The sequence below is a fragment of the Thermus tenuipuniceus genome (assembly GCF_002964845.1).
Classification (GTDB): Bacteria; Deinococcota; Deinococci; order Deinococcales; family Thermaceae; genus Thermus; species Thermus tenuipuniceus.
Genome location: NZ_KZ672969.1, coordinates 1 through 15,336 on the forward strand (window position 1 = coordinate 1; position 15,336 = coordinate 15,336).

Sequence of the window (15,336 nt, forward strand, 5' to 3'; positions counted from 1 at the left end):
CTTCATCCTGGCCCACAATCTGCGACTCATCGCCGATAAAATCGCTTAGGTAGCAACTTGGGTTATGGTATGGTTGCCGTCACCTCAGACGACGAAAAGGAAGAAGGCCCCCTGGAGGCGGTAGACCACTTCACCAACGTGGTCAGCCGCTGGGAAGTCTACAGCTGGATCCTGATTTATAAGGTCCTGTTCGGTTTTACAGTAGATCCCCTAGTGGAAGTCTTTGATCCTTATGGCATGTTCTACAGTCGCTCTGTTCGAAGCCCAGACGGGAAGGTACGCATCCCCGTGAACACCGCAGAGGGGATTGGGACGGGTGTTCACCGTTTCTTGCGGTCTTTGGGGCATGCGGGTATTCAACATGTGGCTTTCCGGGTAAGCGATGCCTTCGCCTTCGCTAGCCAAGCCCGGAAACAGGGACTCTCCCCCTTGCGCATCCCCGCTTCCTATTACCGCATCCTTGCTAGCCGATATGGTCTATCGCCTGAATGGACGGAACTCCTCGAGGCCCATAGCCTTCTCTACGACCGCTCCCCAGGGGGTGGGGAATTCTTCCACCTTTATACCCCTATGTTCCGCGGACGCTTCTTTTTTGAAGTGGTGGAGCGGCGTGGTGGGTACGAGGCCTATGGGGCCTCCAACACAGGAGTCCGCCTCCAGGCCCAAGCCTATGAGTTGAGGACAAGAAAAAATTGATGCCCCCCCTTTCCAAAAAGTCGAAACAAAGCAGAAGAGTGGGAAGATCTGGGACTCTTTTCTCCACTAGCTCGGAGCTATTCGTTTAACCCGCATCCCCGCCTGGGCTGCGGCGAGCCGGGCAGTAAGCACCCTAAAGGGGCTTGCCGAGGTGTAGTCCAGGAGGTCGGCCACGAACTGCACGCTCCTGGCCTCCCCTCCGTGCTCCCCGCAAAGACCGAGCTTCAGCTTGGGGTTGGCCCGCCTGCCCTCCTCCACCGCCAGCCGAAGCAGCCTCCCCACCCCCTTTTCATCCAGACGCTCCGTGGGATCAAAGGGGAAAAGACCCTCCTCCACGTAGCGGGGGAGGAACTTCCCGGCGTCGTCCCGGGACAGGCCAAAGGTCATCTGGGTGAGGTCGTTGGTGCCGAAGCTGAAGAAGTCCACCAGGGGGGCGATCTCCGCCGCCAGAAGCGCCGCCCGCGGGGTTTCGATCATGGTGCCGAAGGGGATGGGCCCGTACTCCTGGAAGAGTTCCTCCGCCAGGGCCTTGGCCCGTTCCACCTCCTTGGGATCCGCCACCAGGGGAACCATGACCTCAGGGCGGGGGTCAAAGCCCTCCTCCCTAAGCTCCTTGGCCGCCTCCAAAAGCGCCCTTAGCTGCATGCGGAAGATGTTGGGGCGCAGGAGGAGGAGGCGAACCCCGCGGAAACCCAGCATGGGGTTCTGCTCCTCTAGGGCCTTGGCCCGCTCCCAAAGGGCCTTGGCCTCCTCGTCCCCAGCCTCCGCCTGCGCCTTCAGTTCCTCGAGGGAGGGCAGGAACTCGTGAAGGGGAGGATCCAGGAGGCGTACGGTTACCGGGAGGCCATCCATGGCCCTGAGGATGCCCTTGAAGTCCTCTTTCTGGAAGACGAAAAGCCGCTCCAAGGCCTCGGCTTCCTCCTCCGGGGTGCGGGCCAGGATCAACCGCCGAACCCACGGCAGGCGTTCCTCCTGGAAAAACATGTGCTCGGTACGGCAAAGCCCGATCCCCTCGGCGCCGAAGGCCCGGGCCCTCTGGGCGTCCTCGGGGGTGTCGGCGTTGGCCCTCACCCCAAGGTGTCGGTGAGGCTCGGCCCAAGCCAGGAGCTCTTGCAAGAGGGCCTCGCCTGCGGACTCCACCAAGGCCACCGCTCCCAGGTACACCTCCCCGGTGCTGCCGTCTAGGGTGAGGAGCTCGCCCTCCTTGAACTCCAAGCCCCCCACCTGGGCCCTCCCCTCCTCGGGGTATACCCTAAGGACCTCGGCCCCCACCACCGCGGGCACCCCCAGGCCCCGGGCCACCACCGCGGCATGGGAAGTCAAGCCCCCCCGGGCGGTGAGGATTCCCTTGGAAAGGTATATGCCGGTGATGTCCTCGGGGGTGGTTTCCGGGCGCACCAGGAGGGTGGGGAGGCCTTGAGCCGCGTAGCGCTCCGCCCCTTCGTTGCTGAACACCGCGTGCCCCACCGCAGCCCCTGGGCTGGCGGGAAGCCCCTTTAGGATGGGCTCTGGGGCTTTACTCCGGTCCACCGCAGGCTTGAGGAGGCCAGGCAAGGCGTTGGCCTCCACCCGAAGCACGGCCTCTTCCTTGCTGATGAGACCCTCCTCCGCCATCTCCACGGCGATGCGCACCGCCGCCTGGGCCGTGCGCTTGCCGGAGCGGGTTTGGAGCAGGTAGAGCCTCCCCCGTTCCACGGTGAACTCAAAATCCTGCATGTCGCGGAAGTGGCGCTCCAAGAGGTGGGCCACCCGCTCGATCTCCCTATAGAGCTCGGGGGCGTACTCCTTGAGGCGGGAAAGGGGCTCGGGGGTGCGGATACCCGCCACCACATCCTCCCCCTGGGCGTTCCGCAGGTATTCCCCGTAGAGGCCCTTCTCCCCGGTGGCGGGGTTACGGGTAAAGCCCACCCCGGTCCCCGAGTCCTCCCCGAGGTTCCCGTAGACCATGGCCTGGACCACCACCGCCGTGCCCAGGTCCTCGGGGATGCCGTAGATGCGGCGGTAGGTTTTGGCCCGGGGATTCAGCCAGCTGCGGAAGACCGCCTCGATGGCCCCTTGCAGCTGAAGCCAGGGGTCCATGGGGAAGGGAGTACCCCGCTCTTGCAGGTGGCGCAGGTATTGGAAGGAAAGCGCCTCGAGGTCCTCGGGGGACAGCTCCGTGTCGCTTTGCACACCCCGCCTCTCCTTCAAGGCCGAGAGCATGCCCCCAAAGACCTCCGCCCTCTCCCCCAAGACCACCTCCCCGTACATGGAAAGGAGCCTTCTGAAGGCATCCCAGGCGAAGCGGGGATTCCCCGTGGTCCGGGCCAGGCTTTCCACTCCCTCCAAGGAGAGGCCCAGGTTGAGGATGGTGTCCATCATCCCGGGCATGGACACCGGGGCCCCGCTCCGCACGGAAACCAAAAGGGGAGGGGTGCTCCCCTCCCCTTTGCCGATGCGCTTGCCTACTAGGCCCTCGAGGGCCGCCAGCTTGGCCCGGACCTCCTCCCACAGGCCCGGCACCGCCCCCTCCTTGAGGAAGCGGCGGCAAGCCTCGGTGGTGATGATGAGGGCCGGGGGAACGGGAAGCCCCGCCTGGGCCATCTCCACGAGCCCATACCCCTTGCCGCCCAAGAGGTCCCGGGAAAGCCCACGGGCCTCAGAAAGAAGGTACACACGCGCGCTCATCCTTTGAGTCTTCCCCATGCTGTGGAAGCATGGAAAAGTGTAGCCCCGCGAAGTCTACACCGCCTTTCTCCCTACACCGCCCGCGGGGTAGGCTGTCCCCGTGGACCCCCGCCTGCTGGCCCTCCTCTCCGGCGTGCTTTTGGGCACGGTGAGCGAAAGCAGCCTGGCCCCTGCCCTCCCCCTCCTGGCCCGCGTCCACCACGTGGGGCCAGAAGCGGCCCAGGGAGCGGTGTCCCTGGGCCTTCTGGGCGCGGCCTTGGCCTATCTGCCCGTGGCCGGGTTGGCGGGCCGCATGGGAGCCCAGCGCCTGTTCCGGCTGGGTTTGGTGCTGCACGGGGCTTTGGCCTTTGCCCTGGTCCTAGCACCCAGCCTGGATCTCATCCTTGGCCTGCGCTTCCTTCAGGGGGTGGCCACGGCCATGGTGGTGGGACTGGTGCCGGGCCTGGCGACCAGCGCTTTCCCCCAGGCCCGGGGCTACGCCATGGGCCTGGTAGCCAGCACCGTGGCCACCGGCACCCTTCTCGGCCCAGCTTTGGGAGGGCTGGCCGCCACCTGGGGCCTCCCCTACGTCTTCCTCCTCCCCTTGCCCGCCGCTGTTCTGGCCCTGCTCCTTTCCCGCAACCTGCCCCCGCTACCCCGCCAAAGGGGTACCCTGGTCCACCTTCTCCAGGCTCCTGGCTTTCTCCGGGCGTTGTTGGCCACCTCCCTCTACTTCCTCCACACCCTGGGCACCACCGTGGCCCTGGCCTTTCACCTGGGAGCAGAGGGGCTCTCGCCCAGGGCCATTGGAGGGCTCCTCCTCCTCGGTCCCGTCCAGCTCCTCCTCCTGGGCGCCTGGGCAGGGCGCGCCGCGGACCGCCTGGGGTACAACCGCATGGCCCTTCTCGGGGCCTACCTCTTGGTAGCCGCTGGCGTGGGTTTCGCCCTTTTGCCCCTCTGGCATCCCCTTTGGGGCTCCGCCCTGGGACTCCTCCTCCTCGGGGTCGGGCGGGCCCTTTTCCAAGCGGCCAACAACGCCCAGGTGCTGGCCCTGGCCCCGGGGGGCCTCGAGGGCCTGGCCTCCGGGGCCCTTTCCGTGGCCCGCGCCTTAGGACAGGCGGTAGGGAGCACCCTGGCGGGCACCTCCTTGGCCCTCGCCTACCGGACGCTGGCCGACCACCACCTGGCCTTCGCCCTCACCACCCTGGGCCTCACCCTCTTCATGGGCCTCTCCGCCTGGCTGATGAGGGCCCAAGGGCGGCGCCCTTCGGCTCCTTCCAGAACGGATGGTCCCTCTCCCGAGGAAAAGTGAGGGCCTCCTAAGTACCCGCACGCAAAGGTTGCCCCACCGGCCAAAGCCAAAGTGGCGTGCTCATGCCCTCTTTGGGGCCCCCCCCCCCNGTGGCCCAGAGGGGGCTCAGGCGGTAAAGGAGGTCCATGGTCCTGGCGTCCTGGCCCAGGAGGACGCGGAAAGCATCGCGCTCCACCGCGTCCAGGAGGATTTTGGCCGCACGATCCGGTTCCAAAAGGGGTATCTTGGCCCCTTCCCCAGCCTGGGGGGCCTCCACCCCGGAGTGCTGGGCGATGCCGGTGCGCATGGCCCCAGGGAGCGCCAGGGTCACCCTCACCGGGGTGCCCTGAAGCTCCGCCCAAAGGCCCTCGGTGAGGAGCTTCACTGCGGCCTTGGAGGCCCCATACGCCGTCTGCCCGGGCACCGGGAGAAAGCCCCCCATGCTGGAAACGTTCACCAGGTGGGCTTCGGGCCGGGCGAGGAGGCGAGGCAAAAAGGCCAGGGTCATGTGCAGGGTTCCGTAGAAGTTAACCCGCATCACCCGCTCAATGGCAGGCGGGTCCAGCTCCCAAAGGCGCTTGAAGGGCTGGATGATGCCAGCGTTGTTGATGAGGCCGTCCACCTGGCCGTGGAAGGCCTCCACCTCTGCGGGAAGGGCCTCCACCCGCGACCGGTCAGCCACGTCCACGGGATGCAGGCTGAGCCCCTGGGCCATGGCCCCCGCCTGGGTGCGGGTGGCCTCGAGGCCCTCAGGTCGGAGGTCCACCGCAGCCACCCTGGCCCCACGCCGTAGAAGCTCCAAGACCAGGGCCTGCCCCAGGCCGCTACCCGCCCCCGTAACCACCACGACTTTGCCCTTGACCTTCATCGCCGCCTCCCCTTTGAGGCTACACCCAGAGGCGTCATCCCCGGACCCCACCAAGGGGTGGCGCCGCGCAGGCCCTACTCCCCGGCCCTCCAGCGCTCCCTAAGCCGGGCGAAGATCTCCGCCACCTTGGCCTTGGGCAGGATCACCTGCTCGGTGCGCCCCCGGCCGATCAGGTCCCCAAGCTCGTTGTAGGCCTCCATGCTGGCGTAGACCCGGTTCCCCTCGGTGCCCTCGTGCCGGGCCACGATGCGCACCCGCATCCCCGGCAGGGCCGAGGCCAGGTGGCGCACCTCCACGTAGCTTCCGATCCCCTCCTCCCCCTCCTCCAAAAAGGGAAGGATGATCTTGCGCCCGGCCAGCTCCATGTGCTTGGCCATCCAGTAGGTGGCGTAGACCGGGTGCACGGGGCCAAGCTCCTCGAAGTCCACGGTCATCGCCTCGGTGACCACGGTTTCGAACGTGGCCTCAAACCCGATGGGGATAGGGCGCATGGTCTACTTCCTCAGGTCCAAAACCCGGCGGAGCTTGCCCCCCTCGCTCCTGGGGGCCTCCCCGGGGGCCAGGAGGATGACCCGCATGCTCACGCCGATGGTGTCCTTGATCTTGTGGGCCACCTTCTCCCGGAGGGCGTGGAGGCGGTGGTCCGCCTCGATGACCTCATCGGAAAGGGCTTTGCGCCCGATCTCCTGGAAGAAAGCTTCGGAAACCTCCACCTTGAGCTCGGCCTCGTCCAGGGTGCCCTCCCGCCGCACCACGATCTGGTAGTAGGGCTCCACCTCGGGGATGCCCAGGAGGACCGCCTCCACCTGGGTGGGGTAGACGTTCACCCCGCGGATGATGAGCATGTCGTCGGTGCGGCCCAGGACGGGCCCCATGCGCACGTGGGTGCGGCCGCAGGAGCAGGCCTCGTAGGTGAGGAAGGTGAGGTCCCCTGTCCAGTACCGCAAGAGGGGCATGGCCTCCTTGGTGAGGGTGGTGAAGACCAAAACGCCCACCTTCCCTTCCGGCAGGGGCCCGCCCGTTTGTGGGTCCACCACCTCGGGGAGGAAGTGATCCTCCCAGATGTGGCTTCCCTGCCGTTCCTCCACGCACTCGTTGGCCACCCCGGGACCGATGATCTCGGAAAGCCCGTAGATGTTGGTGCTCCTCACCCCAAGCCCCTCGTCCACCTGCTTCCTTATGGCCTCGGTCCAGGGCTCAGCGCCCAGCACGGCGTATTCCAGGGAAAGCTCCTCCGGGGCCACACCCCGCTTCCGGAACTCCTCCGCCAGGGTCTGGGCGTAGGAGGGGGTGCAGGAGATCACCTCCGGGCGGAAGTCCTGGATGAGCATGAGCTGCCGCTCGGTCATGCCCCCGGAGACGGGGACCACCGTCATCCCCAAGGCCTCCGCCCCGGCGTGGAGGCCCAAGCCCCCGGTGAAAAGGCCATAGCCGTAGGCGTTGTGGAGCATCTGCCCGGGCCTGGCCCCCGCCGCCGCCAGGGAGCGGGCCACCACCTCCGCAAAGACCTGGAGGTCGTTTTTGGTGTACCCCACCACGGTGGGCTTGCCCGTGGTGCCGCTGCTGGCGTGGATGCGGGCCACCTCCTCCCGGGGCACGGCGAAGAGGCCGAAGGGGTAGTTTTCCCGCAAGTGGTCCTTGCGGGTGAAGGGGAGTTTGGGAAGGTCCTCGAGGGTCCGCACCCCCTTCGGGTCCACCCCCGCCTCGTCCAGAAGTCGCCGGTAGAAGGGCACCCTTTCGTACACGTAGGCCACCACGGCCCGAAGCCTTTCCTCCTGCAAGGCCCTAAGCTTTTGCCTGGGGAGGGTTTCCAGTTCCGGCTGGTACATCATTCCTGATCACCTCCAAGGCGAAACACCGTTCCCGTAAACAAGGCGATGAGCTTGCCCTGCGAAACCACCTCCACCTGGTAGGTGGCCGTGCGCCGGGCGAGGTTCACCTCCCGGGCCCTGGCCTCCACCTGCACCCCGGCAGGAAGGGGGCGGAAGTAATCCATGCGGCAGGAAAGGGCCACGGCGGGCCCCCGGGAGTTGGAGGCCAGGGCGAAGGCGCTATCCGCCAAGGCGTAAAGGAAGCCCCCGTGGGCGGTGCCGTGGAGGTTTAGGTGGGCTTCCCCCACCACTCCGGCCACCACCGCCTCCCCCGGGGCCAGGTGCCGCACCTCCAGGCCCAAAGCCGCCATGAAGGGGTCGGGCCTCATCCCTCCTCCACCTCCCGGGAGAGGCCCAGGTAAGCCTCCACCACCTTGGGGTCCTGGCGCAGGGCCTCCGCCGGGCCCATCAGGGCCACCTCCCCCGCCTCCAGCACCAGCCCCCGGTCGGCCAGGGATAGGGCCATCTTGGCGTTCTGCTCCACCAGGAGCAGGGTGGTGCCTTCCCGCTTCAGCTCGCCCAGGATGCGGTAGATCTCCTGCACCATCAGGGGAGCTAGGCCCAGGGAGGGCTCGTCCAGAAGGAGAAGCCGGGGCCTCGCCATAAGGGCGCGCCCGATGGCCAGCATCTGCTGCTCCCCGCCGGAAAGGGTACCGGCAGGCTGCCTCCTCCTCTCCAAAAGCCTGGGGAAAAGGGTGTAGACCCTTTCCAGGTCCGGCCTCAGGTTCTCCCTGCGGCGAAAACGGGTAAAGCCTCCCAGGAGGAGGTTGTCCTCCACGGAAAGCCCGGGGAAAAGGGCCCGGCCCTCCGGCACCAGGACCAGCCCCCAGGAAAGAAGGGCCTCCGGGCTCCGCCCCCGCACTTCCGCCCCATCCAGGAAGACCTTCCCCTCCGCCTGGGCCAGGCCCAGAAGCCCCCGGAGCACGCTGGTCTTCCCGGCCCCGTTAGGGCCAATGAGGGTGAGGGCTTCCCCTTCCTTCAGGGAAAAGGTCACCCCCCGCACCGCCTCGAGGGGCCCGTAGCGCACGGTGAGACCCTGAACGGAAAGGAGACTCATGCCACCTCCTCCTCACCCAGGTAGGCCGCCCGCACCAAGGGGTTCCTCTGGACCTCCTTGGGCGCGCCCTCGGCGATCTTCTCCCCGTAGTTCATCACCACCACCCGGTCTGCCAGGCCCATGATGAGGTCCATGTCGTGGTCCACGATGAGCACCGTGTAGCCCTCCCTGGCCAGGGAGCGGAGGAGGGAGGCAAACTCCCGCTTCTCCTGGGCCCTGAGCCCCGCGGCCGGTTCGTCCAGGAGGAGCACTTCGGCCCCCGAGGCCAGGAGCCGGGCAATCTCCAGCAGGCGCTGCTGGCCCACGGAAAGGCGCTCCGCCTTTTCCAGGGCCAAGGACTCCAGCCCCACCCGCTTCAAGGCCCGGTAGGCGGTGGCCAAGGCCCGCTCCTCCTCCCTGCGGGAAAGGCCCAGCAGCGCCTGGAGAAAGCCCGCCCGGGTACGGCTGTACGTGCCCAAAGCGGCGTTTTCCAGCACCGTGAGCTCCAGGAAAAGATGCGGGTGCTGGAAGGTGCGGCCCAGGCCCAGGGCGTGGATCCGGTAGGGAGGAAGCCCCGTGATCTCCTTGCCAAAGAGGCGGACCTGGCCCCGGTCGGGGAGCAAGGCCCCCGCCACCAGGTTGAAGGTGGTGCTCTTCCCTGCCCCATTGGGGCCGATCAAGGCCAGGATCTCCCCCCGCCTCAGGTCGAAGGAAACCCCAGCCACTGCCAAAAGCCCCCCGAAGGACTTCTGCAGGCCCTGGACTTCCAGAACCACCTCACCCCGGGGGCCGTCGGGGCTTTTGAGGGAAAGGGGTTCCGCCTTGGGAACCCCTAGGTCCCGGCTCGGCAGGTACCGCTCCACCAGGGGCCAGAGACCCTTGGGGGCCAGGATGAGGATCAGGGCCAGAATGAGGCCATAGCCGATGGTCTCGTAGTTGCCCTGTCGCCCCAAGAGGAGGGGCAGGAGATCCTTTAACCAGTCCTCGAGGCCGGTGAAAAAGGCCGCCCCCAGCATCACCCCGGGAATGCTCCCCACCCCCCCGGCCACGGCCATCACCAGGTACTTGATGGAAGCCTCCAGGGAAAAGGGCGTGGGGTTGACGAAGCGCAGGAAGTGGGCGTACAGGAAACCCGCCAGGCCGGCTATGACCCCCGAGAGCAAAAAGGCTTTGAGCCTGAGGACTGCCGGGTCCACGCCGAAGCTGGCCGCCGCCAGGGCATCCCCCCTCAGGGCCAAAAGGGCCCGCCCGATACGGCTTTGGCGCAGGTTGTAAAGGGCCAGGACTAGGAGGACCAGGAGGAAAAGGGTGAGGAAGGCGTAGCGGAAGCCGGTGTCCAGGGAGATGCCGAAGAAGTGGATCGGGGGCAGATCGGTAAGCCCAGTGTGTCCCCCGGTAAGCCCCACCAGGTTCCCCGCCAGGATGTACAAGGCCACCTGCCAGGCAATGGTGGAAAGAGGAAGAAAATGCCCCTTAAGCCGCACCGTCAGGGCACCCAGGAGCAAGGCCAACAGAAGGGCGAAAAGGAGCCCGGCCCCGAGCCCAAGCCAAGGGGAAAGCCCAGCTTTGATCGTGAGGAGCGCGGTGGCATAGGCTCCCATGCCCATGAAGGCCGCCTGGGCAAAGCTGGTCATCCCTGCCAGACCCGTGAGCACGTAGAGGGAGAGGACCACCATGGCGGAGAGGGCGAAGAAGTTCAAGAGGGTGAGGTAGTAGGGAAAGGGGGACAGGGCCAGGGGCAACAGGAGCAACAAAAACCAAAGGTAGCGCATCACTCCTCCACCGTTCGCGCCCGCAGGCTTTGGTAGAAGAGAGCGGGCACCAAGAGCAGGAAGACCAAGGCCTCCTTGTAGGCGCTGGCGTAGAAGCTGGTGAAGCTCTCAAAGAAGCCCACAAGGAGGGCGCCCAAAAAGGCCACCGGATAGCTGGCGAGCCCCCCCAGGATGGCGGCCACGAACCCTTTAAGCCCCAGCATGAAGCCCATGAAGTAGGCGGCGTTGATGAGGGGGGCCAAAAGAAGCCCGGAAAAAGCCGCCAAGAGGCTGGCGATGCCGAAGGCCACCATCCCCGCTTCCTCCGGGCGTATCCCCAAGAGCCTGGCCCCAAGCCGGTTCTCCGCCGCCGCCAAAAGCGCCTTTCCGAAAAGGGAGAAACGGAAGAAGAGGTAAAGGGCCATTAGGCTCAAAGCGGCGAAGAGGAGGACCAGAACCCCCTGCCAGGAGAGGCCCACCACCACCTCCCCCGAAAGAAGAGGGGCAGGACGGAACTGCTCGGGACCAAAGAAGACCAGGCCAAGCCCCTGGTAGGCCACGTGGAGGCCCACGGCCATGATGAGGAGCGAAAGCACCGTGGCCCCCCGCATGGGCTGGAAGAAGACCCGGTAGGTGGCCACCCCCAGGTACACCACGAGGAGCACCGCCGCCAGATAGGCCAAGGGAGGAACCTCTTTAGCCAGAAGGAAGAGGAGGAAAAGCCCCACCCCGCCCACAAGGGGCAGAAGGGCCCCCCGGCCCCGGGCCATGAGGGCCCAGGCCCCTCCCAGGACCAGGGCCAGCCACAGGGTGCCGGGGAGCTTGCCCTCGAGGAGCCACACCAGGGAAAGGGGGGCGAACATCAGAAGCTCCCCGATGGGCACCAGGATCACCCGGGTGACGGCAAAGACCAGAACCAGGGACAGGGCCAGAAGGCCGTAGACCACCCCGTTTTGCAATCCGTCCAAGAGGAGGAAGCTGAGGATGGTGGCGTCCATGGCTTAGCGGAAGGTGCGCTCCAGCTTCCAGCGGCCGTTCTCCACCCGGACCATCACCGCGGCATCCTCAAAGCGCAGGCCCAGGTGGTCCTCCTTGCTGAAGGTGAAGACCCCGTGGGTGGCCACCAGGTTCCGGGTGGCCTCGATCTCGTCCCTCAAGGTAGCGCGGAAGGCAGCGAGGTCCTTGGCCGAGTCAACCCGCTTCAAGGCCCGCTCCAGGGCCGGCTTCAGGATCAGCCAGGCATCCCAGGCGTGGGCGCCGAAGGTGGAGTAGCTGCCGATGCCGTACTTGGCCTCGTAGCGCTGGATGTAGTCCAGGGCCACCCGCTTGGTGGGGTAGGCGGAGGGGAGTTGCTCCGCCACCAGGATGGGCCCAGCGGGAAGGAGGGTGCCCTCCACGTCCTTACCCCCCACCCGGAGGAAGTCGGGGTTGGCCACTCCATGGGTTTGGTAGATGAGGCCGGCATAGGCCCGCTCCTTCAGGGTGCGCTGGGGAAGCACGGCGGGGGTGCCGCTGGCACCCACCAAGACCGCATCGGGCCGCCGGGCAATGATGCGGAGAACCTGGCCGGTCACTGAGGTATCCGTACGGGCATAACGCTCGCTGACCACCACCTGCAGGCCCTTGGCCTTGGCCTCGGCCTCGAAGAAGCGGGCCCAGCCTTCCCCGTAGGCATCGTTAAAGCCGATGTAGGCCACGGTCTTGACCCCCCTGGCCACCATGTCTGCCACGATGGCCCGGGCCATGAGCTCCTCCGTCTGGGGGGTCTTGAAGACCCAGTGCCGCTGGGCGTCCACGGGGTAGATGATGTCCTTGCTGGCCGCCAGCGAGATCATGGGCACCTTGGCCTCGGCCACCACGGGGATCATGCCCAGGGAAGCCGGGGTGGTGGTGGTGCCGATGACCGCCACTACCCCCTCCTCCACCAGGCGGCGGGTATTCCGCACCGCCTGGGTGGTATCCGAGGCATCGTCCAGGATCACGAACTGCACCTTGCGCCCCGCCACACCCCCCGTGCGGTCCAGCATCTCCTGGAGCATGAGGAAGGTGTTCTGCTCGGGAATGCCCAAGGAGGCGGCAGGGCCGGTGGCCGAAACCACCACACCCACCTTGAGTGCCTCCTGGGCCATGGCCGAAAGGCCTAAAACCAACAGGGCTACCAACCAGCGCTTCATCTTCTTCCCCTCCTTCGTCCCTTTCCCACCGGGCGAGACCCGGATTGGGTCTAACTAACGATCGTTTGTCTTCCAGTTTAACCAGGGACTTCTGTCCCGTCAAGCTAGGTCACGTGCTCGGGGATGCCGACAAGGGGCGAGGGCCGCGTGGGCAAGGGCTCCCCCTCGAGGTCCACAAGGACGCTTCCCTCCAGGAACCAGCTCTTTGGAGTCCTGTGCCCCCAAAGGGTCTGCCGCCTAGGGTCGTTCAGGCTCCAGCGCACCGGGGGCAGGTCGGGGTCCACGGTGAGGTAATCGGAGGTGTAAAGCTCGATGCGGTGCCCATCCGGGTCCTTGAGGTAGAGGAACACGGCGTTGGAGATCCCGTGCCGCCCGGGCCCCCGTTCGATCTGGTCCGTCCTGCGGGCTCCTGCCAGGATGTCCGCCGCCTTCAGGATGGCCATGGGGTCGGGGAGCCAGTAGGCGAAGTGGTGGAGCCTGGGGCCTTCCCCGTTGGTGAAGGCCACGTCGTGGACGTTCCCCTTGCGGTGGAGCCAGCTAGCCCAAAGCCTCCCTTCATCGTCCTCCGTGTACTCGGTAAGGCGGAAGCCCATGTACTCCTGGTAGTAGCGGGTGGCCCTCTCCACCTCGGGGGAGAAGAGGTTCAGGTGGTCGATGCGGAGGATTCCAGGACCCCGGTAGAGGTGGTACTCCTGCAGGATGCGGGGAAGCTTCTCGGCCCCCGCGTAGAAGACCAGGGGATAGCCGAAGGGGTCCTGCACGCGGAGCATCCTGGGCCTACCCCAGTCCGTTTCCAACCGGTGGGGAAGCCCTTCCTGTTCCGCCCAGGCCTGGGCCTGTTCCATTCCCTTCTCGTCCACCTTGAAGCCCAGGCTCCGCACCGCGGAAAGTTCCGCCTCGGTGAGCTTCAGGCTCCACTCCAGCTCCTCGTAGCCCCGGAGGTAGGCGCTTTTCCCCTCCTTGCGCTCCAGGCGGAAGCCCAAAAGCCCCTCGTAGAACTCCAGGCTTTTCTCCAGGTCCCTCACCCAAAGCTCTATGAACCCAACCCTCACGATGGCCATACCAACCCCCTGTAACCTCGGCCGAAGTACACCAAGGGAAGGCCCGGCTCTCCCAGCTCCACCGCCTCCACCCGGCCCACCACCAGCCGGTGGTCCCCCCCGGGGTAGGCCGCCTCCAGGCGGCAGCGAAGCACCGCCAAGGCCCCGGGCACCCTGCCGTCCACCAACCCCACCCCTTCCTGGGGTTTGCCGGCAAAGTGCTGGGAAACCGCCTCCTGCCCCTCCCTCAGAACGCTAACGGTGAAGGCCTGGGAAGCCTCCAGAAGGGGCAAAAGCCTCGCCTTCTCGTGGATGCCCAGGGCCACCAGGGGAGGCTCGAGGCTCAAGGACATGAAGGCGGTGGCAGTCATGCCCCTCTCCTCCGCCCCCAGCCGGGCGGACACCACGGTCACCCCGGCGGCGAACCGGCTTAGGGCCTCCTTAAAGGCCTCCCTCAAGGCCTCGTCCGGCTTGGGCAAACCCGCAGGCCCCTCGGGAAAGGCACCCGTCACGCCTCCACCTCCGCAAACACGGAAAGCGCCCTCTTCAGGTAGGCGCGGATCCGCTCCTTGTAGGGCTCTTTATCGTAGACGCTAAAGAGGGTCTGGTACATGCGCACCGGATCCCCGAAGAAGAAGCGCTCGTAAAGCTCCTGCCTCGCCCCAAAGCCCGAGAGGGTCATGTCCCAGGCCAGGCGGAAGAGGGCCACCCGCTCCTTGGCCTCGAGGGTAGCCCCCTGCAGATACTTCTCCAGCAAGGGGGCCAGGGGTCCCTTGAAGTCCCGCTCCGAGGGCAGGGTGATCAGACCGCTGGCCCCGATCTGCTCCAGGATCTCCCTAAGCCGGGGATAGAGCCTGGGGTACAGGTTCCTCGCCCCGTCCAAGGCCCCCCGGTCGGGTACCAGAAGGCCAAAGGCATTCTCCTTGGCCTCCTCCTCCGCCCGGGTCCAGAAGGCCCGCATGGCCTCCAGGTAGACGATGATCTCGGCGATCTTCTCCTGCACGTGGCTGTAGGCATCGGCCCCGATCCCCTCGGCCATGAGGGCCGCCACCCCCAAAAAGGCCTCGGTCTTGGCGGTCTTCAAGGCCACCACCTGGTGGGCCATGTGGTGGAGGGCCCCCGTGGCCGCGTAGGCGTTGTTGCAGAGCTCCACGTTCCCCAGGATGAAGACCCGCTCCCAAGGGACCAACACATCGTCAAAGACCACCAGGCAGTCCATCTCCTCGAGACGGCTACTTAGGGGGTAGTCGAAGGGGCTATCCCCTCCCACCAAGGCCTCGCGGCAGACGAAGTGAAGGCCCGGGGTGGAGGTGGGCAGGGCGAAGGCAATGGCGTACTTCTCGTTGCCCGGCCCCTCCTTAAGCAGGGTGGAAGGGAAGATGAGGACCTCGTCCGCCAGGGGAAAGGTGGCGGTCATCCGGGCTCCCCGCACCACGATGCCCTTTTCCGTCTGACGCACCACCCCCACGGGGATGTAGGGGTCGGGCTGGGCGCTGGGGGGCTTGGCCCGGTTCACCTGGGGGTTAGTGAGGGCGTGGGTGGTGGCCAGGTCCTGGTCGCGGAGGTAGCGGTAGTAGTCCCGCACGTTGTCGGCAAACTCCCCGAAGTACTCGGCGCTGGCGGCATAGGCCATGACCACGGCGTTCAAGTAGTCGGGGCTGCGGCCCATCATCCCCAGGTTCTGGTCGGCCCAGAGCTTGTAGGCCTGGCCCCGCCGCCTCAGGTCCTCCTTGGTCTTGGGGATGAGGAAGCTCATCCCGTGCCGCTTCCCCCCCTCCTCGTAGGTGAGGGCCTCCCGGTACCGGGGGTCGTGCTGCAGGTCATAGAGGGCCGCCATGGTGCGCACGATCCCCCGGAAGACGGGATGGGTGGTGGGGTCCTCCACCTTTTCCCCCTTGTACCAGAGGTTGGGGGGCCGCTCCTTCAAAGCCTCCAGATACTCCGCTCCTGTTCTCGCCATCCT

12 protein-coding genes and 2 pseudogenes are annotated in these 15,336 nt (G+C 66.4%); 2 read left to right on the forward strand and 12 right to left on the reverse strand.

What is annotated here, in order from left to right; translation table 11 throughout:
* The first annotated feature begins 69 nt into the window (after window positions 1–69).
* Window positions 70–696: a hypothetical protein gene (locus C2847_RS04395; protein WP_244187351.1), complete on the forward strand. Its 627-nt coding sequence runs from the start codon at window positions 70–72 to the stop codon at window positions 694–696.
* Window positions 697–762: 66 nt separating this feature from the next.
* Here C2847_RS04395 and ppdK read toward each other — a convergent pair whose 3' ends face one another.
* Complete coding sequence (ppdK, locus tag C2847_RS04400) at window positions 763–3,363, reverse strand: pyruvate, phosphate dikinase (RefSeq protein WP_105317259.1); 2,601 nt, start codon at window positions 3,361–3,363, stop codon at window positions 763–765.
* A 100-nt stretch (window positions 3,364–3,463) separates the two neighbouring features.
* Between ppdK and C2847_RS04405 the strand changes: the two genes are divergently transcribed.
* Entirely contained in the window at window positions 3,464–4,654 is a 1,191-nt protein-coding gene (locus C2847_RS04405) for an MFS transporter (protein ID WP_105317260.1), read from the forward strand.
* 89 nt (window positions 4,655–4,743) lie between these two features.
* Here the strand turns inward: C2847_RS04405 and C2847_RS04410 are convergent.
* The 11 genes and pseudogenes from C2847_RS04410 to hpaB form a co-directional block, all read right to left on the reverse strand.
* Window positions 4,744–5,501 (reverse strand): annotated as a pseudogene (locus C2847_RS04410) (SDR family NAD(P)-dependent oxidoreductase); the annotation flags it as partial.
* A gap of 74 nt (window positions 5,502–5,575) precedes the next feature.
* Complete coding sequence (locus tag C2847_RS04415) at window positions 5,576–5,992, reverse strand: thioesterase family protein (protein WP_105317262.1); 417 nt, start codon at window positions 5,990–5,992, stop codon at window positions 5,576–5,578.
* A 3-nt stretch (window positions 5,993–5,995) separates the two neighbouring features.
* Window positions 5,996–7,330, reverse strand: coding sequence for a phenylacetate--CoA ligase family protein (locus tag C2847_RS04420; protein WP_105317263.1), 1,335 nt, complete (start codon window positions 7,328–7,330; stop codon window positions 5,996–5,998).
* Window positions 7,287–7,701 (reverse strand): annotated as a pseudogene (gene paaI / locus C2847_RS04425) (hydroxyphenylacetyl-CoA thioesterase PaaI). Before paaI ends, C2847_RS04420 begins: the two are co-directional and overlap by 44 nt.
* Window positions 7,698–8,429 carry an ABC transporter ATP-binding protein gene (locus C2847_RS04430; RefSeq protein WP_105317265.1) on the reverse strand — a complete coding sequence of 244 codons (732 nt, stop codon included), beginning with the start codon at window positions 8,427–8,429 and terminating at the stop codon, window positions 7,698–7,700. Before C2847_RS04430 ends, paaI begins: the two are co-directional and overlap by 4 nt.
* Window positions 8,426–10,180 carry a branched-chain amino acid ABC transporter ATP-binding protein/permease gene (locus tag C2847_RS04435; protein ID WP_105317266.1) on the reverse strand — a complete coding sequence of 585 codons (1,755 nt, stop codon included), beginning with the start codon at window positions 10,178–10,180 and terminating at the stop codon, window positions 8,426–8,428. Before C2847_RS04435 ends, C2847_RS04430 begins: the two co-directional genes overlap by 4 nt.
* On the reverse strand, window positions 10,180–11,157 hold the full coding sequence (locus tag C2847_RS04440; protein WP_105317267.1) for a branched-chain amino acid ABC transporter permease: 978 nt from the start codon (window positions 11,155–11,157) through the stop codon (window positions 10,180–10,182). Before C2847_RS04440 ends, C2847_RS04435 begins: the two co-directional genes overlap by 1 nt.
* Window positions 11,158–11,160: 3 nt before the next feature.
* Complete coding sequence (locus tag C2847_RS04445) at window positions 11,161–12,333, reverse strand: ABC transporter substrate-binding protein (protein ID WP_105317268.1); 1,173 nt, start codon at window positions 12,331–12,333, stop codon at window positions 11,161–11,163.
* Between the two features lie 104 nt (window positions 12,334–12,437).
* A complete protein-coding gene (gene hpaD, locus C2847_RS04450) occupies window positions 12,438–13,394 on the reverse strand; it encodes a 3,4-dihydroxyphenylacetate 2,3-dioxygenase (RefSeq protein ID WP_105317269.1) in 957 nt (318 codons plus the stop codon).
* Window positions 13,382–13,831 (reverse strand): 4-hydroxyphenylacetate 3-monooxygenase reductase subunit, encoded by a 450-nt coding sequence (gene hpaC / locus C2847_RS04455; protein WP_105317291.1) that lies wholly within the window; start codon window positions 13,829–13,831, stop codon window positions 13,382–13,384. Before hpaC ends, hpaD begins: the two co-directional genes overlap by 13 nt.
* Window positions 13,832–13,881: 50 nt before the next feature.
* Complete coding sequence (hpaB, locus tag C2847_RS04460) at window positions 13,882–15,333, reverse strand: 4-hydroxyphenylacetate 3-monooxygenase, oxygenase component (RefSeq protein ID WP_105317270.1); 1,452 nt, start codon at window positions 15,331–15,333, stop codon at window positions 13,882–13,884.
* Between the last annotated feature and the right edge of the window lie 3 nt (window positions 15,334–15,336).